This is a genomic window from Shinella sp. (genome assembly GCF_035998705.1).
In the GTDB taxonomy this organism is placed as follows: Bacteria; Pseudomonadota; Alphaproteobacteria; order Rhizobiales; family Rhizobiaceae; genus Shinella.
On the sequence record NZ_DASYHH010000033.1, the window covers coordinates 289,709 to 311,377 of the forward strand.

General features: G+C 63.5%; 19 protein-coding genes. 7 read left to right on the plus strand and 12 right to left on the minus strand.

Features of this window, described 5'->3' with window-relative positions; translation table 11 throughout:
- Window positions 1–66 precede the first annotated feature (66 nt).
- The gene (locus VGN93_RS29665) at window positions 67–2,376 is read right to left on the minus strand and encodes a Tex family protein (protein ID WP_327510462.1); all 2,310 of its coding nucleotides are present in this window, start codon (window positions 2,374–2,376) and stop codon (window positions 67–69) included.
- A 229-nt stretch (window positions 2,377–2,605) separates the two neighbouring features.
- On the opposite strand from VGN93_RS29665, the gene VGN93_RS29670 reads away from it, so the two are divergent.
- The 3 genes from VGN93_RS29670 to VGN93_RS29680 all read left to right on the plus strand — a co-directional run bounded on the left by VGN93_RS29670 (window position 2,606) and on the right by VGN93_RS29680 (window position 7,044).
- Complete coding sequence (locus tag VGN93_RS29670) at window positions 2,606–3,646, plus strand: spermidine/putrescine ABC transporter substrate-binding protein (RefSeq protein ID WP_327510463.1); 1,041 nt, start codon at window positions 2,606–2,608, stop codon at window positions 3,644–3,646.
- On the plus strand, window positions 3,643–6,006 hold the full coding sequence (locus tag VGN93_RS29675; RefSeq protein WP_327510464.1) for a bifunctional diguanylate cyclase/phosphodiesterase: 2,364 nt from the start codon (window positions 3,643–3,645) through the stop codon (window positions 6,004–6,006). The genes VGN93_RS29670 and VGN93_RS29675 overlap by 4 nt, the downstream gene beginning before the upstream one ends.
- Before the next feature lie 69 nt (window positions 6,007–6,075).
- Window positions 6,076–7,044, plus strand: coding sequence for a glycerophosphodiester phosphodiesterase family protein (locus VGN93_RS29680; RefSeq protein ID WP_327510465.1), 969 nt, complete (start codon window positions 6,076–6,078; stop codon window positions 7,042–7,044).
- A 4-nt stretch (window positions 7,045–7,048) separates the two neighbouring features.
- Here the strand turns inward: VGN93_RS29680 and era are convergent, their stop codons facing one another.
- From era to rpoZ, 8 genes are all read right to left on the minus strand, one after another.
- The gene (gene era / locus VGN93_RS29685) at window positions 7,049–7,993 is read right to left on the minus strand and encodes a GTPase Era (protein WP_327510466.1); all 945 of its coding nucleotides are present in this window, start codon (window positions 7,991–7,993) and stop codon (window positions 7,049–7,051) included.
- Window positions 7,994–8,001: 8 nt separating this feature from the next.
- On the minus strand, window positions 8,002–8,721 hold the full coding sequence (rnc, locus tag VGN93_RS29690; RefSeq protein ID WP_327510467.1) for a ribonuclease III: 720 nt from the start codon (window positions 8,719–8,721) through the stop codon (window positions 8,002–8,004).
- Entirely contained in the window at window positions 8,718–9,461 is a 744-nt protein-coding gene (lepB, locus tag VGN93_RS29695) for a signal peptidase I (protein WP_327510468.1), read from the minus strand. Before lepB ends, rnc begins: the two co-directional genes overlap by 4 nt.
- A 251-nt stretch (window positions 9,462–9,712) precedes the next feature.
- On the minus strand, window positions 9,713–10,123 hold the full coding sequence (gene acpS / locus VGN93_RS29700; protein WP_319311246.1) for a holo-ACP synthase: 411 nt from the start codon (window positions 10,121–10,123) through the stop codon (window positions 9,713–9,715).
- Window positions 10,120–10,704 carry a DUF2062 domain-containing protein gene (locus VGN93_RS29705; RefSeq protein ID WP_327510469.1) on the minus strand — a complete coding sequence of 195 codons (585 nt, stop codon included), beginning with the start codon at window positions 10,702–10,704 and terminating at the stop codon, window positions 10,120–10,122. The genes acpS and VGN93_RS29705 overlap by 4 nt, the downstream gene beginning before the upstream one ends.
- Before the next feature lie 122 nt (window positions 10,705–10,826).
- Window positions 10,827–10,979 carry a DUF3563 family protein gene (locus VGN93_RS29710; RefSeq protein WP_319311243.1) on the minus strand — a complete coding sequence of 51 codons (153 nt, stop codon included), beginning with the start codon at window positions 10,977–10,979 and terminating at the stop codon, window positions 10,827–10,829.
- Between the two features lie 169 nt (window positions 10,980–11,148).
- A complete protein-coding gene (locus tag VGN93_RS29715; RefSeq protein WP_319311241.1) occupies window positions 11,149–13,380 on the minus strand; it encodes a bifunctional (p)ppGpp synthetase/guanosine-3',5'-bis(diphosphate) 3'-pyrophosphohydrolase in 2,232 nt (743 codons plus the stop codon).
- A 178-nt stretch (window positions 13,381–13,558) separates the two neighbouring features.
- Complete coding sequence (rpoZ, locus tag VGN93_RS29720; protein ID WP_319311239.1) at window positions 13,559–13,963, minus strand: DNA-directed RNA polymerase subunit omega; 405 nt, start codon at window positions 13,961–13,963, stop codon at window positions 13,559–13,561.
- 409 nt (window positions 13,964–14,372) lie between these two features.
- On the opposite strand from rpoZ, the gene VGN93_RS29725 reads away from it, so the two are divergent.
- Both VGN93_RS29725 and VGN93_RS29730 read left to right on the plus strand, forming a co-directional pair.
- Window positions 14,373–14,948, plus strand: coding sequence for an NYN domain-containing protein (locus tag VGN93_RS29725; protein WP_327510470.1), 576 nt, complete (start codon window positions 14,373–14,375; stop codon window positions 14,946–14,948).
- 206 nt (window positions 14,949–15,154) lie between these two features.
- On the plus strand, window positions 15,155–15,604 hold the full coding sequence (locus VGN93_RS29730; RefSeq protein WP_327510471.1) for a hypothetical protein: 450 nt from the start codon (window positions 15,155–15,157) through the stop codon (window positions 15,602–15,604).
- Window positions 15,605–15,628: 24 nt separating this feature from the next.
- Here VGN93_RS29730 and smpB read toward each other — a convergent pair whose 3' ends face one another.
- Window positions 15,629–16,138, minus strand: a complete 510-nt coding sequence (gene smpB, locus VGN93_RS29735; protein ID WP_327510472.1) for an SsrA-binding protein SmpB — start codon at window positions 16,136–16,138, stop codon at window positions 15,629–15,631.
- A 1-nt stretch (window position 16,139) separates the two neighbouring features.
- Window positions 16,140–17,024, minus strand: coding sequence for a 4-hydroxy-tetrahydrodipicolinate synthase (gene dapA / locus VGN93_RS29740; RefSeq protein ID WP_327510473.1), 885 nt, complete (start codon window positions 17,022–17,024; stop codon window positions 16,140–16,142).
- Window positions 17,025–17,348: 324 nt separating this feature from the next.
- Here dapA and VGN93_RS29745 point away from each other — a divergent pair, with 324 nt between their 5' ends.
- Both VGN93_RS29745 and VGN93_RS29750 read left to right on the plus strand, forming a co-directional pair.
- Window positions 17,349–19,418 (plus strand): lytic transglycosylase domain-containing protein, encoded by a 2,070-nt coding sequence (locus VGN93_RS29745; RefSeq protein ID WP_327510474.1) that lies wholly within the window; start codon window positions 17,349–17,351, stop codon window positions 19,416–19,418.
- Between the two features lie 84 nt (window positions 19,419–19,502).
- Window positions 19,503–20,375: an alpha/beta hydrolase gene (locus VGN93_RS29750; RefSeq protein ID WP_327510475.1), complete on the plus strand. Its 873-nt coding sequence runs from the start codon at window positions 19,503–19,505 to the stop codon at window positions 20,373–20,375.
- A 146-nt stretch (window positions 20,376–20,521) separates the two neighbouring features.
- Here the strand turns inward: VGN93_RS29750 and VGN93_RS29755 are convergent, their stop codons facing one another.
- Window positions 20,522–21,577 (minus strand): porin, encoded by a 1,056-nt coding sequence (locus VGN93_RS29755; protein WP_327510476.1) that lies wholly within the window; start codon window positions 21,575–21,577, stop codon window positions 20,522–20,524.
- Window positions 21,578–21,669 lie beyond the last annotated feature (92 nt).

Sequence of the window (21,669 nt, forward strand, 5' to 3'; positions counted from 1 at the left end):
TATGCGAAAGGGAGCGGGTCAAAACAAACGACGATTTCTGCCGTCAGCCATTAGGAAAATTTGGGCTTATTTCCGCTTCATCGCCTCGGCAAGCGCTGCGCCGAAGGCACCCTGCGACGGCGCCTGCTGCTTCGGCGCCGCCTGGGCGAATTTCGGCTTCATCTGGGCTTGCCTGTCGTTGCGGGACGCGTTGTCGCGCGGTGCCGGCTCGCCGCCCTCCTTGCGCATGGTGAGGCCGATGCGCTTGCGCGGCACGTCCACTTCGGTGACGCGCACCTTCACCACGTCGCCCGCCTTCACCACCTCGTGCGGATCCTTGACGAAACGGTCCGCCAGTTGCGAGACATGCACGAGGCCATCCTGGTGCACGCCGATATCGACGAAGGCGCCGAAGGCGGCGACATTGGTCACCGTACCTTCCAGCAGCATGCCGGGCTTCAGGTCCTTGATGTCGTCGATGCCGTCGGCGAAGGTCGCGGTCTTGAATTCCGGGCGCGGGTCGCGGCCGGGCTTTTCCAGTTCGGCGAGAATGTCCTTCACGGTCGGCAGGCCGAAGCGCTCGTCGACGAAGACTTTCGGGTCGAGCTGCTTGAGCGCTGCGCTGTCGCCCATCAGCGTGCGCACATCGCGGCCGCAGGCGGCGACGATCTTTTTCGCCACGCCATAGGCTTCCGGATGCACCGAGGAGGCGTCGAGCGGCTCCTTGCCGTTCGGGATGCGCAGGAAGCCGGCCGCCTGCTCGAAGGTGCGCGCACCAAGACGCGGGACCTTCATCAGCTCCTTGCGGCTTTCGAACGGGCCGTTGGCGTCACGATGCGCGACGATCGCCTCGGCCGAAGACTTACCGAGACCGGAAACGCGGGCGAGCAGCGGCGCCGACGCCGTGTTGAGATCGACGCCCACGGCGTTCACCGCGTCTTCCACCACGGCATCGAGCGAGCGCGACAGCTTGCCCTGGTCAACATCGTGCTGATACTGGCCGACGCCGATCGACTTCGGCTCGATCTTCACCAGTTCGGCAAGCGGATCCTGCAAACGCCGCGCGATGGAGACGGCGCCGCGCAGCGAGACGTCGAGATTGGGGAATTCGGCGGCCGCCGTTTCCGAGGCGGAATAGACCGAGGCGCCGGCTTCCGAAACGATGACCTTGGTGGGTTTTGGCGCAGGGAGATGCGTCAGCAGGTCGGCGACGAGCTTTTCGGTCTCGCGGCTGCCGGTGCCGTTGCCGATCGAGATCAGCTCGACCTTGTGTTTGCGGATGAGCGCGGCGATTTCGGCCTGGGTGCCGCGCACGTCATTTTTCGGCGGGAACGGATAGACGGTCGTGGTCTCCACCACCTTGCCGGTGTTGTCGACGACGGCCACCTTCACGCCGGTGCGGATGCCCGGATCGAGGCCCATCGTGGCGCGGGTGCCGGCGGGGGCGGCAAGCAGCAGGTCCTTGAGATTGCGGGCAAAAACCCGGATCGCCTCTTCTTCGGAGCGCTCGCGCATCTCGCGCATCAGGTCGAGCGACAGCGACATGGAGAGCTTCACCCGCCAGGTCCAGCCGATGACTTCGGCGAGCCACTTGTCGCCGGGCTTCGTGCCGATGGCATAGAAGGAGGCGATGATGCGCTCGACGGGTTTGACCGGCTCGGTGTTGTCCTGGTCGACGACGATGTCGACCGACAGGAATTCCTCGTTCCAGCCGCGCAGCATGGCGAGCGCGCGATGGCCCGGCACCGTCGCCCAGCGTTCGGTATGGTCGAAATAGTCGGAGAACTTCGCGCCGGCCTCCTGCTTGCCCTCGACGACGCGGGCGCGCAGGAAGGCGTTGCTCTTCATATATTCGCGCAGCCGCTTCAACAGGTCGGCATTTTCGGTCAGCTGCTCGGCGACGATGTCGCGCGCGCCTTCCAGCGCCGTCTTGACGTCCGGCACTTCGGCCGAGAGGAATTTTACCGCCAGCTCCGCCGGCACCAGCGCACGGTCCGCCAGAATCTGCTCGGCGAGCGGGCCGAGGCCGCGTTCGCGGGCGATTTCCGCCTTGGTGCGGCGCTTCGGCTTGTAGGGCAGGTAGATGTCTTCGAGCTCGGCCTTGGTCGTGACGGCGGCGATCTTGGCGGTCAGCTCGTCCGTCAGCTTGCCCTGCCCCGCGATCGATTCGAGGATCGAGGCGCGGCGGGCTTCCAGTTCGCGCAGATAGGTCAGGCGTTCGGCCAGCGTGCGCAGCTGCGTATCGTCGAGGCCGCCGGTCACCTCCTTGCGGTAACGCGCGATGAACGGCACGGTCGCGCCCTCGTCGAGCAGCCCCACGGCGGCGGAAACCTGCGCGGAGGTCGCCTTGATCTCGGCGGCGATCAGGTTCGCGATCTTGAGCGGTGTCGGGGCCATGTCAAACTCCTCTGCGTGGCGCGGGCGGCGACCATAGTGCGCGGCCCCCGGCAGACCAACCGAAAGCCCACGGACCGGCGGCCACGTCCACAATATATATCACGCCCGGTGGCAGGCGGCAGAACTGTGCCAGGGTTGAGCTGACGTGAATACAGGCTTACTGGTTGTAACCCTTCATAAAGTCTTGCCGACTATCCTGCCCGCACGCAACTGCAATGGGGCCTTCGGCATGCGCGCAACATTTCTTGCAGCAGTTTCACTGGCGGCCCTCGCCACGGCCGGGCCGACGCATGCGGCACCGCTCAACCTGCTCATCTGGGAATCCTATATCGATGAGCAGATCCTCACCGACTGGGCGGCCGAGACGGGCATCGAGGTGCGTCAGATCTTCTACGACAGCGGGGACGCGCGCGACGAAATCCTCGCCGATCCGAACAGCAATGTCGACGTGGTCGTGACCAACGAGAACGGCGCCAAGCTCTATGGCAACCGCGGCGTCATCATGGCGCTCGATGCTGAAAACGTGCCGGCGCTTGTGGATTATGCCGCCGACTGGACCAAGCGCTGCGGCGGCTATGGCGTGCCCTATCTCTGGGGCACGATGGGCATTCTCTACCGCTCCGACAAGATCACCACGCCGCCGACCTCCTGGGCGGACATCATGCGCCCGACCGAAAGCCTGCGCGGCCATATCGCCATGTACGACGACCACGCCGAGGCCTTTGTCGGGCCGCTGGTGCTGCTCGGCAAATCGGTGAACGCCAATGACAACGAGACGCTGAAAGCGGCCTACGAGCTGATGAAGGCGCAGGCGCCCTATGTGCTCACCTACGATTACGTGATCACCTCGATCCAGAGCGCCGACAAGGGCCCGAACATCCACATGGCGCTCGGCTATAGCGGCGACCAGTATACGCTGAACGACAAGGTCTCCTCGCCCGGCCTCTGGCGTTATGTCGTGCCGAAGGAAGGCACGCTTTCCTGGCTCGACTGCATCTCCGTCAGCGCGCGCTCGACGAACAAGGACCTCGCGCTGAAGCTTGTCGACTATATCAGCAATGCCAAGAACGGCGCGCGCAACGCCGTCAAGCTCAACATGCCGACCGCAAGCACGGCCGCACTCGCCCTGCTGCCGGAAGACATGCGGTCCAATCCCGAAATCTATGCAGCACCGGAAATCCTGGCGAAAAGCCAGCTTCAGGAGGAACTGACCGTTCAATCGGTCCAGGCCCGCCGCCGCATCATCAGCAGTCTGGCCCAGAATCAGTGACGCTCGGAAAACGCGCCCTCTCCCTCATATTCCCGGTCGTGCTGGCAGGTTACGTGCTCGCCGCCGCGCTGATCTACTATGTGCAGGGCTCATCGATCCTCGCGCTCGAGCGCGCGCGCCTGTGGCAGCAGATGGGCCTGCTCACCGCGGTCTTCCAGAACGAGGTGACGCAGAACCGAAGTTTCATCTATTCGCTCGTCGAGGGCGGCGCCGTGCGCCTCTTCGTCAACGAGCCGGATGCCGCCTATCGCAACACCGCGCTCGGCGTGCGCTTGCAGCAGAGCATCACCTCGCTCACCGACGACCGCAAGCGCTTCATCTCGGTCGCGATCATCCGTCCGCCGCTGACGGTGGATTATTATTTCGAGGACAGCGACGATCCGTTCGCCGAGATCACGCCGCAGCAGATCGAGCATGCAAGGCAGGTCATCGACAGCCCGCGGCTCTCCTCCTGGGCCTATCTCAACACGGCCGGCATCGAGCCGCTGATCGTGCATTCGGAATTCATCGACCCGCTGACCTTCAACCGCCCGGTCGCCAGCGCCAAGAAGGGCGCGATCCTGGTGCAGACGGCGGTCCGGCCAAAACTCTTCCTCGACACGAAGCGGGCGCTGGAAAAGGAATATGGCGCGACGATCGAAATCGGGCAGCACCAGCTTCTGGCCGAAGGCTCGCTTTCGGCGACCGCGATGCTCAGCCCTTCGCTCTTCGCGCGGCTGACGCCCGATCCGGCCTTCCTCGAAAACCGGCTGTGGACGCTGAAATCGCTGCTGGCGCTCGGCGCCATCGCGCTCAGCCTCTGCACGATCATCCTCGTGCTCGGCCTGGTGCGGCGCTACATCACCAATCCGATCGCCAGCCTCGACCGCCAGCTCACCGACGTGATGACCGGCAGCCGCAGCGCCCTGCCCGAGATGAACGAACCCGGCGAGATCGGCCGCCTTTCGGCAAACGTCAAGCGGCTGCATGACCATTCGATGCGGTCCTTCGACCTGGTGCAGAACGCGTCCTGGACGGACACGCTGACCGGCATCAGCAACCGCGAATATTTCAACATCCGCTCGACGCAGATCCTCGAAGAGGCCGAAGCCGAGGATATCGGCTGCACGCTGCTGTTCATCGACGTGGACAATTTCAAGTTCGTCAACGACAAACACGGCCACAAGATCGGTGACGAGCTGTTGAAGACGCTTGCCGACCGCATCTCCGCCATCGTCGAGCGCGTCGTCACCGAACGCGGCCTGCCGAATGGCCTGTTCGCCCGGCTTTCCGGCGACGAATTCGCCATCATGCTGCGCTGCCAGCCGGGCGGCGGCACGATCACGGAAATCTCGGGCGATATCTTGGCGCTCTTCGGCGAAGGCTTCGAGGTGCTGGACAAGGCCTATCCGGTCACCGCCAGCATCGGCATCGCGGTCTATCCGGAAGATGCCCGCACGCTGCCGGAACTGGTGGCCCATGCCGACGCGGCGATGTACCAGGCGAAATCCCAGGGCAAGAACGGCTCGGCGCGCTATTCCCGCTCGCTGCACGAAAAACGCAACCGCCAGCGCCGCATCGAGGAGGAACTTCGCGTCCTCGATCCGGACCGGGAATTCCACCTCGTCTACATGCCGATCGTCGATGGCCACGGCAAGGTGACGGGCTGCGAGGCGCTGCTGCGCTGGACCTCGCCGGTGCTCGGCCGCGTCACGCCGGACGAGTTCATCCCGATTGCCGAGACCACCGGCCTGTTCAGCAAGATCGACTGGTGGGTGATCGACCAGGCGATGTCGGAGCACAGCCATATCCGCAAGCTTTTCGGCCCCGAGACGATCCTCTGCATCAACATCTCGTCGGCGGAACTCTATACCAAGTCGATCAGCGATCATTTCTGCGAATGCGCCGATAGGCACGGCATCGATGCGCGCATGATCGAGATCGAACTCACCGAGACCTTCGCGGTGAAGCTTGGCGAACAGTCCCGCCGCAACATCGAGATTCTGCGTGCCCGCGGCTTCCGTATTTCGATCGACGATTTCGGTGCCGGCTATACCTCGGTGCAGCAGATCATCGAATATCCGGCCGAGACCATCAAGCTCGACCGCGAGCTGGTCGAAAGCCTGACGCGTTCCGCAGCGCTGCCGACGCTGCGCGCCCTCGTCGCGCTCTGCCATGCGCAGGACATGTCGGTGATCGCCGAGGGCGTCGATACGACGGAGAAGATGGCGCTGCTCGCCGCCGCCGGCTGCGATCTCTACCAGGGCTATCTCATCAGCCGTCCCCTGACGCTGGAAGAGATCGGCATCTGGGCGATGCAGCGGCTCGTCGAAAAGGCCCGCGAGGCCGCACAGACGCCCGACCGCCGCGCCAGCGCCTGACCAGATTGCACGACTTGCCGAGCCTCCCGCGAGCCCCTATCCCTGTGATGGGGTTACGGGAGGAATTTCATGAAAAACACGCCGATCTTCGTGCTGGGCCTCGCGCTTCTCGTCTGGTCCTTCAACAGTTCGCTGATTGCCAGCGCACCGGAGGGCGAGACGAAGCTTCTGGCGCACCGCGGCGCCCACCAGACGTTTGGCCATGAAGAGGTCGAGAACGACACCTGCACGGCGACGCTGATCGACCCGCCGACACACGATTATCTGGAAAACACCATCGCCGGCATGCAGGCCGCCTTTGCGGCCGGCGCCGCGGTCGTCGAGATCGACGTGCACCTGACGCCGGACAGGAAATTCGCGGTCTTCCACGACTGGACGCTCGACTGCCGCACGAACGGCAAGGGCGTGACCGAAGAGATCGACAGCGCGGTGCTGAAGACGCTCGACATCGGCTACGGCTATACGGCGGATGGCGGCAAGACCTATCCGTTCCGCGGCAAGGGCGTCGGGCAGATGCCGATGCTGGAGGACATCTTCGCCGCCAATCCGGCGGGCCGGCTGCTGATCAATTTCAAGAGCCGGCGGGCGGAGGAAGGCGAAGCGCTCGCGGCGCTGCTGAACGCCAACCCGGCCTGGCGCGAAAAAACCTTCGGCGTCTTTGGCGGGGGCGAGCCGACGGATGCGGCGCGCGCCGCCCTGCCCGGCCTCAAGGGCTATACCGGAAAATCGGCCAAGGACTGCCTGCTGCACTACCTCGCCAGCGGCTGGATCGGCTATGTGCCGGAGGCCTGCCGCAACACGCTGGTGCCGGTGCCGAGCAACTATGCCTGGCTGCTCTGGGGCTGGCCGAACCGCTTCATGACCCGCATGCGCGACGCCGGCAGCGACGTCATTCTCGTCGGCCCCTATTCCGGCGGCAGTGGCTCGGCCGGCATCGACACGGCCGAACAGGTGGAAGACCTGCCGGCACAATTCCCCGGCTATATCTGGACGAACCGCATCCTGGAGGTCGGCCCCGCCATCAAGGCGCGGCCGTAAGCCGTCACGACGTCGGGAAATCGAGGCCCATCTCGCGGAAGCGGGCCGGGTCGTCGCCCCAGTTCTCGCGCACCTTCACGAAGAGGAAGAGGTGCACGGGCTGTTCGAGGATTTCCGACAGTTCCTTGCGGGACGCCATCGAGATCGCCTTGATCGCGTCGCCGTTCTTGCCGAGCGCGATCTTCTTCTGGCTGTCGCGCTCGACATAGATGACCTGCTCGATGCGCACCGAGCCGTCCTTGCGCTCCTCCCAGTTCTCCGTCTCGACATGCGAGGAATAGGGCAGCTCCTGGTGCAGGCGCAGGAAGAGTTTTTCGCGGGTGATCTCGGCTGCGAGCTGGCGCATCGGCAGGTCGGAGATCTGGTCTTCCGGATAGTACCACGGGCCTTCCGGCAGCGCGGCGGCCAGGTAGTCCATGACGTCGTCGCAGCCCGATCCGGTCAGCGCCGAGACCATGAAGGTGCGCTCGAAGGACACGACCTCGTTCACCGCGGCCGTCAGCTTCAGGAGGTCCTCCGGGTTCACCCGGTCGACCTTGTTCAGCACGAGGATTTTCGGCTGGTGGACCTCTTTCAGGCCCTCCAGGATCTTTTCCGCATCGCCCTTCAGGCCCCGCTCGCTGTCGATCAGGAACATGATGAAATCGGCATCCTTGGCACCGCCCCAGGCGGTCGTCACCATGGCGCGGTCGAGCCTTCGGCGCGGCTTGAAGATGCCGGGCGTGTCCATGAAGACGATCTGCGCATTGTTGTGGATGGCGATGCCGCGCACGATGGCGCGCGTCGTCTGCACCTTGTGGCTGACGATCGACACCTTGGCGCCGACGAGGCGGTTGACCAGCGTCGACTTGCCGGCATTGGTCGCACCGATCAGGGCGACGAAGCCCGAATGGGTCGGGCCCACGCCGTTCGTGCTGTCCTCGGCGGGGTTTGTGTTTTCTTCGGTCATGGTATCCGTCAATCCGCGGCGTTGCTCTTGGGCCAGACGCCTTCGCGTTCCAAAATCTTTGTCGCGGCCGCCTGTTCGGCGGCCCGTTTCGAGCGGTCGATGCCGGTTTCCGGCTTCACGCCCTTGACCTCAACCGTCACGGTGAAGCGGGGATCATGATCCGGTCCGGAGCGCTCGTCCACCCGGTAGTGCGGCGTCAGGCCGAACCTGGCATGCGCCCATTCCTGCAATTCCGTCTTGGCGTCGCGCCGCGCCCCTTCGGCGCGGGCCGCCCTGTCCTGCCAGTTGCGCAGGATGAACCCCCGCGCCGCTTCGAGCCCGCCATCGAGATAGATCGCGGCGATCAGCGACTCTACCACATCGGCGCGCACATTCAGCATGGCTTTTCCGGTGAGCTTCTTCACATCCGCCCCGGTGCGGATGAAGCGGTGCAGTTCGAGATCGTCCGAGACCGCGGCACAGCTTTCGGCGCTGACCAGCTGGTTCAGGCGCACGGAAAGCTCGCCCTCCTTCGCCTCGCGAAAGGTGCGGAACAGCATCTCGGCAATGCAGAGCCCGAGCACGCGGTCGCCGAGGAACTCCAGCCGCTCGTAATTGCTGCCCTTGCCCGACTGGGCGCTGGCATGCGTGATCGCGCGGTCGAGACGGTCCTTGTCGGTGAAGGCGTAACCGATCAGCTCTTCGAGAACCTTGCGGTTCGCGTCGTTCAGCGGGATGGCGCCCTTCATTCAACGACCTTGAAGAGGCGGTCCCAGCGCAGATTCGTCGGCCACTTCCAGATTTCGCTGAAGGAGGTGTCGTTGCCGAGCGAGAAGAAGATCAGGCTTGCGCGGCCGATCAGGTTTTCCGCCGGAACGAAACCGACGTCGAAACGGCTGTCGGCCGAGTTGTCGCGGTTGTCGCCCATCATGAAATAATGGCCTTCGGGAACGATGAACTCGCGCGTGTTGTCGCCGACGGTGCCGGGGCGCGTGTCCAAGGTATCGTAGGTCGTGCCCGTATCGAGCGTCTCGCGGAAGACCGGCACGTCTTCGCCGGTATCGTACTGGTCGTCGGCACGGAAGAAGCCGTTCTGCTCGCGCTTCACCGCCACGCCGTTGATGTAGAGCTCGCTGTCGCGCACCTGGACACGGTCGCCCGGCAGGCCGACGAGGCGCTTGATATAGTCGATGTCCGGGTTCGGCGGGAAACGGAAGACGACGATGTCGCCGCGCGTCGGTTCGCTCGCGAAGATGCGGCCGGAAAACAGGTTCGGCGAAAACGGCAGCGAATATTTCGAATAGCCGTAGGAGAACTTGTTGACGAAGAGATAGTCGCCGACGAGCAGCGTCGGCATCATCGAGCCCGACGGGATGGTGAAGGGCTGGAAAAGCACGGTGCGGATCACCACGGCGAGCAGCAGCGCCTGAACGATGACCTTGACGTTTTCCCACAGGCCGCTCTGGGCCTTCTCAGTCTTCTCTGCCACGCCGGATCTGTCCTTATCTGCAAACATGGGGCCCTCTATAGAGGAAAGGTTGCGTGTTGGAAATCGTGTCGGTCAAAAAGACGCGGGGCGCCGGTTATCCGGGCGCGAACCTCTGGCAAAGCCCGCCAACCTCTCCTCCGTCATGGTCGGGCTTGACCCGACCATCCACGGCCGCGGTGCCGCGTGGATCCTCGGGTCAAGCCCGAGGATGACGTCAGTGGGTAGGGAAAGGTTCGCCAGCAAATCACATCCTATCCAGGCGTTCCGGCCGGCAGCGCCTCGATGATCACGAAAGCTTGTGCCAGCGGGAAGTCGTCCGTGATGGTGATGTGGATGCGCGGCTCGTGGCCTTCCGGCATCATCTGCTTCAGCCGTTCCAGCGCACCGCCGGTGAGCTTCATGGTCGGTTTGCCGCCCGGCAGGTTGACGACGCCCATGTCCTTCCAGAACACGCCCTGCGCCAGCCCCGTGCCGAGCGCCTTGGAACAGGCCTCCTTGGCGGCGAAACGCTTGGCATAGGAGGCCGCGCGGTTCCTGCGACGGTCGGATTTCGCCCGCTCGATCTCGGTGAAGCAGCGCTGGGTGAAACGCTCGCCGAACCGCTCCAGCGACTTCTCCACCCGGCGGATGTCGATGAGATCGCTGCCGATGCCGATGATCATGGGGACTTGTCTCCGGAAGAAAGGATGGGGGCGAGGCCGGCGCGTTCCAGGAGGCGCGCATGGCGCCGCGCCTTGAAGGAGCGCACGGCAAAACGCGTCGCGCCATAGGCAAGCGCCGCGGTCGCGAGGCCGAGAACGCCGGCGCCGGTCAGCATCGGCTTCAGCACCGGCTGCCACAGCTCGGAAAGCTGGAGATGTTCCAGCCGACGGAAGAGCTCGGCCGCCGTGACCGCTTCCGCGGACTGGATGCCGAGCAGCACCTCGCCGAGCCGGAAGGTCGCAAGCGCGATCAGGGGAATGGTGAGCGGGTTGGCGATGGTCGTCGCAAGCGCGGCCGCCAGCAGATTGCCGGCGAAGAGATAGGCGAGCGCCAGCGCCAGGATGACGTGAAAACCGAGAAGCGGCGTGAAGGCGGAAAAAGTGCCGGCCGCAACCCCCGCGGCAACCGCGTGCGGCGACGCGGACAGACGCAGGATTCGCTTGGCGAGGTAGCGCGCGGGACGCGTCAACCCCTTGCGCGGCCAGAAGAATTCGCGCAATCGGTCGGGCCAGGTGGCCTTCTTTCGGCGTCTGAACAACATCGCCCAGACATAGCCGATCCGTTAGTGGCATTTCAATGGCGCCTGGATGACACCCTCATGGTGCCGAGGCGCGCGGTCACCGTGGCGCAAGCGGGGCTGCGCCACATGATCCGGTCAGATTATCAGTAGCTCTTGCGGAAGAGGCCGCGGTCGATCTGACGCTGGCGGTATTCCAGGTCGATCCGGTCGATGGCGCCGTTGAGATAGGCGTTTTCGCGGTCTTCGCTCGAAGGGATGCGCAGGGCGCGGGCAAAACTCTTGAACTGCTTCAGCATGGTAAACCTCGTATCGGTTGACCTCCCGAGACAGAAGATAGCTTATCAGCGCGAAGATACCAGCGACACTATTCCATTGCAGCCATGCAAACCGCGCATAACGACTGGTCAAAACTTGGGCAAACCTGCCTCAATCGAGGCAGGGTGCCACATTTTTGCATAGAAACCGTCATGCAAAGACCCGGCTGATCGTCGAGACGCACTGAAGTTCCTTGAGCTGGCCCATCAGCTGGTTGAGCTGGCGGAGATCCCAGACCTCGAGATCGATATGCACCTCGGTGAAATCGGCCGCCACCCGCGTCATCGACATGGAGCGGATGTTGACGTCGCTGGTGGCGATCGTCTGGGTGACTTCGGCAAGCGTGCCGGGCTCGTTCAGCGCGTTGATCATGATGCGCGCCATGAAGCGGTTGTTGTTGGCTTCGTCCAAGTCCCAGCGCACGTCGATCCAGCGCTCCGGCTCGTCGTCGAACTTTTGCAGCGCCGGCGACTGGATCGGGTAGATGGTGATGCCCTTGTCCTTTTCCATGATGCCGACGATGCGATCGCCCGGCACGGCACCGCCGGAGGAGAAATGCACCTCGGCATTGCCGGAGAGGCCGCGAATCGGCAAAGCCTCTGGACCGGTCTCGCTTGCGGCCTCCGCCAGCGCCGCCTTGGTCTTGCCGGGCAGCTTGAAGACCATGCCGGCGGCGCTGCGCATGTTGAACCAGCCGTCGTCGGAGCTCGGCTTCACGGTGACGCGCTCGTCCTGGTAATCCGGGAAGACGGCGCGCAGCACGTCGAGCGAGGAAAGCTCGCCGCGCCCGACGGCGGCGATGGCGTCCTCGACGTCCTTGTGGCCGAGCCGGTGCAGCACCGGCTTCAACCCGTCGCGGGAGAAGGATTTTCCGGCACGGTCGAAGGTGCGCTCCAGGATGCGGTAGCCGAGGCCGGAATATTGTTTGCGCACCGCGGCGCGGGTGGCGCGGCGGATGGCGGCGCGCGCCTTGCCGGTGACGACGATCTCTTCCCAGGCCGGCGGCGGCACCTGGATGCCGGAGCGGATGATTTCCACCTCGTCGCCGTTGTTGAGGCGGGTGACCAGCGGCATGATTCGGCCGTTGATCTTGGCGCCGACGCAGGTGTCGCCGATATTGGTGTGCACCGCATAGGCGAAGTCGATGGGTGTGGCGCCACGCGGCAGGGTGATCAGCTGGCCCTTCGGGGTGAAGGTGAAGACCTGGTCCTGGAAGAGTTCGAGCTTGGTATGTTCGAGGAACTCTTCCGGATTGTCGCCCTCCGCCAGCGATTCGATCGTCCGGCGCAGCATGGCGTAGGCGTTGGAGCGCGGCGAGCGGGTGCGCTCCTCGCCGTTCGTGCCCTCCTTGTCCTTGTAGAGCGAATGGGCGGCGATGCCGTATTCGGCGATCTCGTGCATGCGCTTGGTGCGGATCTGCAGCTCGATGCGCTGGCGCGACGGGCCGACGATCGTCGTGTGGATCGACTGGTAGTCGTTCTGCTTCGGCGTCGAGATATAGTCCTTGAAGCGGCCCGGCACGACCCGCCAGCGCGTGTGCACGATGCCGAGTGCGGCGTAACAGCCGGGAATGTCGTCGACGAGGATGCGGAAGGCATAGACGTCGGAAAGCTGCTCGAAGGACAGCGACTTCGACTGCATCTTGCGAAACACCGAATAGGCCGTCTTCTGGCGGCCCTTCACCAGCGCATCCTCGAGACCGTTCACGACGAGCAACTCGCGCAATTCGTCCTCGATCTTGCGGATAAGGCCCTCGTTGCGCTGGGAGAGTTCCTCCAGCTTGCGCGTGACGGTCTCGAAGGCTTCCGGATTGATGTGGCGGAAGGAGAGGTTTTCCAGTTCCTCGCGCATGTCCTGCATGCCCATGCGGCCGGCGAGCGGCGCATAGATGTCCATCGTCTCTTCCGAGATGCGGGCGCGCTTTTCCGGCGTCATGTGGTCCAGCGTGCGCATATTGTGCAGCCGGTCGGCGAGTTTCACCAAGAGCACGCGCACGTCGTCGGAAATCGCCAGCAGCAGCTTGCGCAGGTTTTCCGCCTGCTTGGCCTTCTTGGAGACGAGGTCGAGCTTCTTGATCTTGGTGAGGCCTTCGACCAGCGCGCCGATATCCTCGCCGAACAGTTCGTCGATTTCCGCGCGCGTGGCACTGGTGTCCTCGATCGTGTCGTGCAGCAGCGCGACCGCGATCGTCGATTCGTCGAGGCGCATTTCGGTCAGGATGGCGGCGACTTCGAGGGGATGCGAGATATAGGGGTCGCCGCTCGCGCGCTTCTGCTGGCCATGTTTCTGCATCGCATAGACATAGGCCTTGTTCAGCAGCGCCTCGTTGGCTTCCGGCTTGTATTTCTGAACCCGTTCGACGAGTTCATATTGACGCATCATTCTCGGTCGGCTCCTTCCCGGTCCAGCGCCGGGCAAAAAAAAGTGCGCCCCGACCTTAAGAGGGGCGCACCGACATTCGCAATATAAAAAGGCGGTAGGCAGTAGGGATTAGGCAATAGGGGCCCGGCCTGCTCGCCCGTCTTCCCTACCGCCTACTGCCTACCGGCTAATTCCTACCTCAATAGTCGTCGCTCTTTTCCGGCGGCACGAGGCCTTCGATGCCGGCCAGCAGCTCTTCTTCCGACATGCGGTCGAAGGTGATGGTTTCCGGCTGGTCCTCGTCCTCATCGGCGGTCGCCGTCGTGCCTGCGCTGTCGGCGGCAAGGCTTGCCGGATCGGGTTCGGGCTCGTCCACTTCGACATGCTTCTGCAACGAGTGGATCAGGTCTTCCTTGAGGTCGTCCGGCGAGAGCCGCTCGTCGGCGATCTCGCGCAGCGCCACGACGGGGTTCTTGTCGTTGTCGCGGTCGATGGTGATGGCGGCGCCCTGCGAAATGAGGCGGGCGCGATGGCTTGCAAGAAGAACCAGCTCGAAGCGGTTGTCTACCTTGTCAATGCAATCTTCAACGGTGACACGGGCCATTGCCTGTCCTTTGTGATCGAGAATTTCAGGAGTTTGCATGCCCGATACAGCCAATGGACGGAAAATTCAAGTTTTTCCTTATCCCCGGGCAACGGCGCGTGTCGTAAGGCTGCCCATGTAACTTGTGATTGATGCCTCCCCTAACGGTAGGTAAAAAGCCGAAATATCCGACAAATAGGGTAAGGCGCGGGAACTATTTTCCAATTCGCGCGATGGCCGTTTTACTGAAACGATACCGATCGGAAAAATGACAGCCGCAACCTAGATTTGCTTGGAAAGCACGCCGTACTGCCCTAAATGAAGATTATATGAAAGAGAGTTAATTCAACCGGGTCGTGCATCCGGGCGGGCTGATACTTGGCCTGAGCTCAACCGTTTACATCAACGTCTACTTAAAGGATTGCGCACTATGTTCGACCCCCGCGAGAAAATCGCCCTCTTCATCGACGGTGCAAATCTCTATGCGGCGTCCAGAACTCTCGGATTCGACATCGATTACAGGAAGCTTCTCAAAGCCTTCCAGAAACGCGGCTACCTGCTGCGCGCCTATTACTACACGGCACTGATCGAAGACCAGGAATATTCTTCCATCCGCCCGCTGATCGACTGGCTCGACTATAACGGCTACAAGGTCGTTACCAAGCCCGCCAAGGAATTCACCGACTCGCTCGGCCGCCGCAAGATCAAGGGCAACATGGATATCGAGCTTGCCATCGACGCGATGGAGCAGTCGGAGACGGTCGACCATCTCGTCATCTTCTCCGGCGACGGCGATTTCACCACGCTGGTCGAGGCATTGCAGCGCAGGGGCCGCAAGGTCTCCGTCGTCTCCACCATGCAGACCCAGCCGCCGATGATCGCCGACGACCTGCGCCGCCAGGCCGACTATTTCATCGACCTCGGATCGCTGAGAGCCGAAATCGGTCGCGACCCCTCCGAGCGCCCGCAGCGCAATGTGGAGCCGGTCGAAAACGTCGCCGAATAGGCGCACGCGCCGGAACGGAACAGAGAGCCCCGGCCGCCTGCGACCGGGGTTTTTCTTTTCGGAAGGCAGGGAAGCCCCGGAAAACCCGGTGTTGCAAGGCTTCGTTAAACATTGAATCAAGTAGGCCGGCCAGCCCTTAAGCTTCCTCAAGACTCCCCTGATATTCCCGATACCGGACAGTCATTTCGCATTGGAATATCGGGGCAATGGTGGACGCAGTATCGCTTTCGGCAACCAGCTACCGGGGAGTTTCGGCCGCGCTCGAGACCCGTCCGGCCGTCGTCGCCCTTGCCGCGCTCGCGGCACCGCAGCCGGTTACCCAGGTTTCGACGCCTTCGCAGGCGGCCGAGGACATCGGCGATCTCAGCTTCCTCTATGCGCCGAGCGGCCTGCCGGGAATTTCCGCCCTGCCCGCCTATGCCGTGCCGCCCGCCCAGGCGACGACCGACCAGCGCGTCAGCAACGGCCGCAACCCGACCGCGCGCCTTGCGATCGAAAGCACCGATCTCAACAGCCTTATGTCGTCGTTCCTGACGCCGCGCACGCCGAGCACCAACCCGGCCGCCTCGCCGGACGTGCCGGCGGAAGCCAGCAACGAACAACTCGCCCGCACGGCGCGCCAGTCCGTTATCGCGCAGCTTTACAACCAGTTCTAAGGAAGAATACCCAATAAGAGGCCGTCAGCCGCGATCGCGCAGCAGGCGGCCCTTCTGGCGATTCCAGTCGCGTTCCTTTTCGGTCTCGCGCTTGTCGTGCAGCTTCTTGCCCTTGGCGAGCGCGAGTTCGAGTTTCGCCCGGCCGACATCGTTGAAGTAGACCTTCAGCGGCACGAGCGTCATGCCTTCCCGGTTGATCGCGATGCGCAGGCGATTGATCTCGCGCTTGGAGAGCAGGAGCTTGCGGCGCCGGCGCGTCTCGTGGTTGAAGCGGTTTGCCTGGAGATATTCCGGCAGGTAGGAATTGATCAGCCAGATCTCGCCGCCCTCGTCCGAGGCGTAGGATTCCGCGATGTTCGCCTTGCCTTCGCGCAGCGATTTGACCTCCGTGCCGGTCAGCACGATGCCGGCCTCGAACGTATCGATGATCTCGTAGTTGAAGCGGGCCTTGCGGTTTTCCGCCACGATCTTCTTGATCGTCGATGGCTTCCTGGGCGTTGTTTTGGGCGTCGCTGGACGGGGTTTTGTTATCATATCAGTTCAAAAGGCCGGCATGGCGAAGCGCCGCGTCGATCGCGGCCTCCGTCGCCGGCTCCAGGGTCGGGATGAGCGGCGAGCGCACGAAGCGGTTCAGGCCGCGCGTGCGGTTCAGCGCATATTTCGCGCCGCAAAGCCCCGGCTCGATGAAGATCGCCTTGTGCAGCGGCATCAGTTTGTCCTGATATTCCAGCGCCTTGGCGTAATCGCCGGCAAGCGTCGCCTCCTGGAATTCCGCACAGAGCCGCGGCGCGACATTGGCCGTGACCGAGATGCAGCCGACGCCGCCATGGGCGTTGAAGCCGAGCGCGGTCGCATCCTCGCCGGAAAGCTGGACGAAACCCTTGCCGCAGGTGATGCGCTGTTCGGAGACGCGCTCGATCTTGCCCGTCGCATCCTTGACGCCGACGATCGACGGATGCGCCTTGTGCAGCGCGCCCATCGTCTCGGGCGACATGTCGACTACCGAGCGGCCGGGAATGTTGTAGATGACGATCGGCAGCTTCACGCTTTGGGCAATCGCCGCATAATGGGCGAAAAGGCCCTTCTGCGTCGGCTTGTTATAGTAGGGCGTCACCACGAGGACCGCGTCCGCGCCCGCCTTTTCGGCGTGCAGGGCGAGATCGATCGCTTCCCTGGTGTTGTTCGAGCCGGCACCGGCGATGACCGGAACGCGGCCGGCAGCCACCTTGATGCAGAGTTCCACCACCCGTTTGTGCTCGTCATGCGACAGCGTCGGCGATTCGCCGGTGGTGCCGACCGGCACGAGGCCGTGGCTGCCTTCGCTGATCTGCCATTCGACATGCGCGGCGAACGCGTCTTCGTCGACAGCGCCGGCATCGGTGAACGGGGTGACGAGAGCGGGAATGGATCCCTTGAACATCGAGAACTCCTGAGACCAGAGCCGCCCTGGGGCTTACATGCTTTGGCCGTATTCCGTGGTTAAAAACTGCCGCACAATAATCATGTGACAGTCATGCGGCAAGCGCCGCGAGGGGCGTTTTTCATGCATGATCAAGGCGAAAGCATGCGGCAAGCGACGAATATTCGTGCCGCGTGATCCGTCGCCTGCATGTCAGCCGCCTTCACGGCATAGTGAGCGCGGCCGGTAAGGTTTCGTTAAGGCAATAAAGGGTTAATGATTGTCAAAGATCAGGCGGGAAGAGACGGTTCCGATGTGCCGCCTGTCAGGCATCCGGGATGTGACATGATCTCGAGAAACAGTTTTGCCCTTTGCGCCTTGCTGCTTGCCGGAGCGGCCGGCCTTGCGTTGCGCTCCTCGCCCGTGGAAGCGGACAACATCACGACCTCCTCGGTAAAACCGCTCGGCTTTGCCGCCGAAATGCCGTCGAAGGACATCATCACCAACGCCATTCCGCGCACGGACAGCGTGCAGCCGGTGAGCGCGGCACTGCGCGAGGGGCTCGACGCGCTGTCGAACCGCGATGCGGCGGCCGCGATCGTCGCGCGCAACCGCCTCTCCTCCGACAGTCTCGACCGCCATATCCTGACCTGGGCGATTGCCGTCTCCGGCCAGCGCGGCGTGCCCTCCTGGGAAATCGCCAGCGCGCAGCGGGAACTGAAGGGTTGGCCGGGGCTTACGGCGCTGCGCGCCAATTCCGAGCGCGCCCTTGCCCGCGAGAACCCGGCGAGTGCCGACGTGCTCGCCGCCTTCGGCACGACGCGGCCGGAAACCGCGGAAGGTGCCCTTGTGCTCTGCCGTGCGCTGGTGGCGACCGGTGATGCGGCACGCGCCACCGAAATCCTGCGGTCCTTCTGGCAGAAGGAGACGCTTTCCAAGGAATTCGAGGAGAAGGCGCTCGAGGAGTTCGGCACGCTGCTCACCACCAGCGACCACAAGATGCGCATGGAAATGCTGCTCTACCGCGACCGTGCCGACCAGGCGCAGCGTTTTGGCGACCTCGGCAAGGCGCAATCGCTCTATCGCGCCTGGGCGGCCGTCATCCGCAAGAACAAGACGGCCGGCACGCTGATCAAGGCCGTCGATGCCGGCTGGCAGAAGGACCCGGCCTATACGTTCCTGCGCATCCGGCACCTGCGCAACCAGGAGGAATACCGCGCGGCGGCAAAACTCTTCACCGCCATGCCGGAGGACCCGGCGCGCCTGATCAATCCCGGCGCCTGGTGGAACGAACAGCGCATCGTCAGCCGCGGCCTTGCCGATCTCGGTGATTACAAGGATGCCTACCGCGTCGCCGCGCGGCATGGCGCGGACGATCCGACGGATATCGTCGAGGCGGAGTTCCACGCCGGCTGGTATGCGTTGCGCGATCTCGGCGATGCGAAGACCGCGGCAAGCCATTTCCAGCGTATCCTGCAAGCCTCCGATCGCCCGCTTTCGGTATCGCGCGCCTGGTACTGGCTCGGCCGCGCAGCGGAAAAGGCCAACCCGGCCGAGGCGAAGGACTATTTCGCCAAGGCGGCGAATTTCCCCGGCACCTTCTATGGCCAGCTTGCCGGCGCAAGGCTCGGCCGCACGGCGCTGAACGTCGCCTATCCGACGCCGACCCCGGAAGAGCGCGCCCGATTCCATGAGCGTGAAGCCGTGCAGGCGATCGCCCGGTTGCAGGCGGCCGGCCATGGTTGGCGCGGCGAAAGCCTGTATCGGGCACTCGCCGGCGAATTGATGAGCCCCGGCGAACTCGCCCTTCTCGCCGCGCAGGCGGAAAAGGGCGGCAACCACCAGCTTTCCCTGCAGATCGGCAAGATCGCCTTCGGGCGCGGCATCGATGTCGCCGCACTCGCCTTTCCGATCGGCGTCATCCCCGATGGGGCCAATATATCCGGCTCCGGCAAGGCGCTCGCCTATGCCATCGCGCGCCAGGAGAGCGCCTTCAACCCGGCCGCGGTCTCTCCCGCCAATGCGCAAGGCCTGCTGCAACTGATGCCGGGCACCGCGCAGGGTGTGGCGAAACGCTACGGGCTTGCCTATTCCAAGGAGCGGCTGACAACGGACGCCGCCTATAACGCCACGCTCGGCGCGCATTATCTCGGCGAGCAGATCGACGATTTCGGCGGCTCGTATGTGCTGACCTTCATCGCCTACAATGCCGGCCCGCGCCGTGTGCCGCAGTGGATCGCGCGTTACGGCGACCCGCGCGGCAAGCCGATCGACGAGGTGGTCGACTGGATCGAGCGCATCCCCTTCTCCGAGACGCGCGGCTATGTGCAGCGGGTCATGGAGAATTATCAGGTCTACAAGACCCGCCTCGGCCAGAAGGCCGATATCGTGCACGACCTGAGCTTCGGCCGGTAAGCGACCGGTGGGCCGCATCTTGCCCTCGGCAAGCGGCCGCTCTACGCTGAACGTCCTTCCCATCGCTCAGGCGGATGCAGAAACATGAATGACTTTGAAAGCCGCTTCTTCCCGGCCGAAGACGGATTGACGCTTCATGCGCGCGACTATCCGGCAAGACCGGACACCAGGCGGCTGCCGCTCGTCTGCCTGCCCGGTCTCAGCCGCAATGTCCGCGATTTCCACCAGCTTGCCCTGCTCGTCTCGCAGGATCCCGTCGCACCGCGCCGGGTCATCGCGCTCGACTATCGCGGCCGCGGGCTTTCCGGCTATGACGAGAATGCGGCGAACTACCATGTTGCTGTCGAGTGCCGGGATGTCATCACCGTCTGCACGGCGCTCGGCCTTGCCCGGTGTCTCTTTGCCGGCACCTCGCGCGGTGGGCTCATCCTGCACGTCATGGCGGCGGTAAAGCCGGATCTCATCGCTGGTGCGATTCTCAACGATATCGGTCCGGAAATCGAGGCGGACGGTCTCAGGGATATTCGCGACTATCTCTCCGGGCGCTCCGTCCCGGAGGATTTTGACGCAGCCGCCGATCTGCTTCGCGACATCCATGGCGCGTCCTTCCCCGCCCTTTCCCCCGCCGATTGGCGCGACATGGCGGAAGCGATCTATGCGGAAAAGCAAGGCCGGCTCGTCCCCGACTACGATCCGAAACTGACGGAGCAATTGCAGGCCATCGACTTCTCGAAACCCCTGGCGACCCTCTGGCCGCAATTCGAGCTTCTGGCGAAAAAACCGCTGCTCGTCGTGCGCGGCGAACATTCGCGGCTCTTCTCCGAGCGGACGCTCGCCCGGATGGCCGCCGAGGTCGCAACGGTCAAAACCGTGGCCGCACTCGGCCAGGGCCACGCCCCTCTCCTGCACCACGCCACCGTCTTCCCGTCGGTCCAGGCGTTCCTCGCCGGATTCTGACGGCTCGACGAACCCGCCAAAGCCATCGTCCGCACCGCCAGCGCAAGCGGGAGAGCATCGTGCGCGCCCGGAAGACGCCTTGCCGAAAACGAAAAAGACCCGGCTCGAAAGCCGGGTCTCCCATCACTGACAGAAGTCAGATCAGATTAGAACGAACGCTGCAGACGGAAGAAGCCCGACCACTGGTCGCCACCGGCGCCCTTGTTGCCAACGCCGTTGTCAACATCGGTGTACTGGAGGCTGATCTTGGTGGTGAGGTCCGTGACGATCGTGTAGTCGAGCGTCAGGCCAGCGCGCCAAGCGTCGCGGCTACCGCGGTAGTCGCCGGAAGCGTCGTAGTCAAGCGTGCCCCAGTACTGGAAGCCGGGGGTGATTGCCAGCTTTTCAGAGAGGTTAGCCTTGTACGATGCAGCAACCGACCACTCGGAAGCGTCCCAGTAACGGCTTGCGCCCGAAGACCAGACAGCAGCAGCCTGCAGGGTGCCCGGACCGACGTCAGCGGAAACGAGGCCGCGGATGGCGCCGTCTTCAGCGTCGAAGTCGTACGAGCCGAGCAAGTCAGCGCTTACGGCGCCGAACGAACCGGTGACAACACCCGAGATGCCGAGGCCGTCTTCGAATTCAACAAAGCCGTTCTTGGCGTTTGCGAAGGATTCGAGAGCAACGGTAGCAGCGAAAGCGCCGCCTTCGTACTTGTAGGATACAGCATTCAGCAGCGTTTCGCCGCCGATGATGTTGAAGATACCGCCGTCGAGAACGTCAGTCTCGCCGTTGATGCCCTTATCCCATTCCGTGTAGAAGTAACCAGCCTTGAAGCCGCCGAGCTGGATCCATGCGCCGTCAAGGAACGTGTCCTGGTGCGAGTCGGCCTGAAGGTCGATGTGACCGGTCAGCGTGCCGAGCTCGGTGTCGCTCTTGGCGTCAAGCGAGAGGTAACCACGGGTACGAGCGCGGTAGCCCCAGTCGTCGCCGTTTGCGCCAGCGGAGTCTTCAGCGAAGTCAACCTGGAAACGAACGTAGCCGCTGATCTGCAGGCAGGTTTCGGTACCCGGAATGTAGAAGTAACCCGTGCCGAATGCGTCGCAAACGCGAACGTATTCCATCGGCTCCGGCTCAGCAGCAACGATAGCGTCGGCAGCCTGGGCGCCGGATACTGCTGCGAGAGCAGCAGCGGAGCCGATAAGAAGGCTCTTAATGTTCATTTCTGACCTCCAGTCAAAAAGTTTCAAACGGGTCTGGGTTTTTTGCTGAAGGACAGCGTTCCCTGCCCCATACCCAAGTTCAGGAAGCGGAC

What these genes read in the sequence shown, in the direction of transcription:
- dapA (WP_327510473.1), bottom strand. Translation starts at nt 17,024, where the DNA reads ATGTTCAAGGGATCCATTCCCGCTCTCGTCACCCCGTTCACCGATGCC.
- era (WP_327510466.1), bottom strand. Translation starts at nt 7,993, where the DNA reads ATGACCGAAGAAAACACAAACCCCGCCGAGGACAGCACGAACGGCGTG.
- VGN93_RS29745 (WP_327510474.1), top strand. Translation starts at nt 17,349, where the DNA reads ATGATCTCGAGAAACAGTTTTGCCCTTTGCGCCTTGCTGCTTGCCGGA.
- VGN93_RS29730 (WP_327510471.1), top strand. Translation starts at nt 15,155, where the DNA reads ATGGTGGACGCAGTATCGCTTTCGGCAACCAGCTACCGGGGAGTTTCG.
- VGN93_RS29710 (WP_319311243.1), bottom strand. Translation starts at nt 10,979, where the DNA reads ATGCTGAAGCAGTTCAAGAGTTTTGCCCGCGCCCTGCGCATCCCTTCG.
- rnc (WP_327510467.1), bottom strand. Translation starts at nt 8,721, where the DNA reads ATGAAGGGCGCCATCCCGCTGAACGACGCGAACCGCAAGGTTCTCGAA.
- acpS (WP_319311246.1), bottom strand. Translation starts at nt 10,123, where the DNA reads ATGATCATCGGCATCGGCAGCGATCTCATCGACATCCGCCGGGTGGAG.
- VGN93_RS29680 (WP_327510465.1), top strand. Translation starts at nt 6,076, where the DNA reads ATGAAAAACACGCCGATCTTCGTGCTGGGCCTCGCGCTTCTCGTCTGG.
- VGN93_RS29705 (WP_327510469.1), bottom strand. Translation starts at nt 10,704, where the DNA reads ATGTTGTTCAGACGCCGAAAGAAGGCCACCTGGCCCGACCGATTGCGC.
- VGN93_RS29715 (WP_319311241.1), bottom strand. Translation starts at nt 13,380, where the DNA reads ATGATGCGTCAATATGAACTCGTCGAACGGGTTCAGAAATACAAGCCG.
- VGN93_RS29750 (WP_327510475.1), top strand. Translation starts at nt 19,503, where the DNA reads ATGAATGACTTTGAAAGCCGCTTCTTCCCGGCCGAAGACGGATTGACG.
- VGN93_RS29755 (WP_327510476.1), bottom strand. Translation starts at nt 21,577, where the DNA reads ATGAACATTAAGAGCCTTCTTATCGGCTCCGCTGCTGCTCTCGCAGCA.
- VGN93_RS29725 (WP_327510470.1), top strand. Translation starts at nt 14,373, where the DNA reads ATGTTCGACCCCCGCGAGAAAATCGCCCTCTTCATCGACGGTGCAAAT.
- VGN93_RS29665 (WP_327510462.1), bottom strand. Translation starts at nt 2,376, where the DNA reads ATGGCCCCGACACCGCTCAAGATCGCGAACCTGATCGCCGCCGAGATC.
- VGN93_RS29670 (WP_327510463.1), top strand. Translation starts at nt 2,606, where the DNA reads ATGCGCGCAACATTTCTTGCAGCAGTTTCACTGGCGGCCCTCGCCACG.
- smpB (WP_327510472.1), bottom strand. Translation starts at nt 16,138, where the DNA reads ATGATAACAAAACCCCGTCCAGCGACGCCCAAAACAACGCCCAGGAAG.
- rpoZ (WP_319311239.1), bottom strand. Translation starts at nt 13,963, where the DNA reads ATGGCCCGTGTCACCGTTGAAGATTGCATTGACAAGGTAGACAACCGC.